Source organism: Gemmobacter denitrificans (assembly GCF_036964905.1).
In the GTDB taxonomy this organism is placed as follows: domain Bacteria; phylum Pseudomonadota; class Alphaproteobacteria; order Rhodobacterales; family Rhodobacteraceae; genus Gemmobacter; species Gemmobacter denitrificans.
Genome location: NZ_JBALHR010000057.1, coordinates 1 through 690, shown reverse-complemented (window position 1 = coordinate 690; position 690 = coordinate 1). Strand labels below are relative to the sequence as shown.

The following is a 690-nucleotide window of genomic DNA, read 5'->3' as shown; positions in this document are numbered from 1 at the left end:
GATGCGGGTGCCAAAGACTTCGGGCCCGCCGACGGTGGTAAAGACGCAATCGGCCGCGAAATGGGTCATCACCGCGTCGATGTCATGCCGGTTGAAGGCGTCGAAGGTCGCCTTGAGGTCATCGGCGGTCAGGGTGCGGGTCATGGTCGGTCCTTTCAGATCAGTCTTCGGCATAAGGGACGATCAGCGTGGGCACCCGCGCGCGGCGCAGCACCCGTTTCGCCACCGTCCCGAGGAAGGTGTGGGAAATGCCATGGGCATGGCTGCCCATGAGGATCATGTCGGCGGGCAGGCTTTGCGCCCGCTTCAGGATGGCTTCGGCGGCAAAGCCCTCGATCAGTTCGATGTCATCGACCAGATCGCGCAGGGCCTGTTCGTCCTGCGGCATGGCGGCCCAGAAGGCCTCTTGCCGTTCCAGCAGGATCTGCCGGGTCGTCTCGGCCCGGCGGGTCATCGCCAGGCGCCGGGCCTCGGGATCCTGCATGAAAAGCTGGATGGTCAGCCGGGCCTCGTCGCTCATCGGTTCGATGGCGTGCAGGACATGCAGCCGCGCGTTCAACGCCGCCGCCAAGCCGACCGCATGGCGGAAGGCATAGGCCGAGGTATTGGACAGATCCGTCGCGTAGAGGATGGTGCGGATGGGTTTCAGCATCTCAATACCCCATGATCCTGGGCAGCCAGAGCGCGATA

The 690-nt window shown here is 64.5% G+C and carries 1 protein-coding gene and 1 pseudogene; both read right to left on the bottom strand.

Features of this window, described 5'->3' with window-relative positions:
* Window positions 1–144, bottom strand: a pseudogene (locus tag V6590_RS20820) (nuclear transport factor 2 family protein); the annotation flags it as partial.
* Window positions 145–160: 16 nt separating this feature from the next.
* Window positions 161–652, bottom strand: coding sequence for a universal stress protein (locus V6590_RS20815; protein WP_238991799.1), 492 nt, complete (start codon window positions 650–652; stop codon window positions 161–163).
* Between the last annotated feature and the right edge of the window lie 38 nt (window positions 653–690).

Coding starts and splice junctions, on each gene's coding strand:
- V6590_RS20815 (WP_238991799.1), bottom strand. CDS start 652: ATGCTGAAACCCATCCGCACCATCCTCTACGCGACGGATCTGTCCAAT.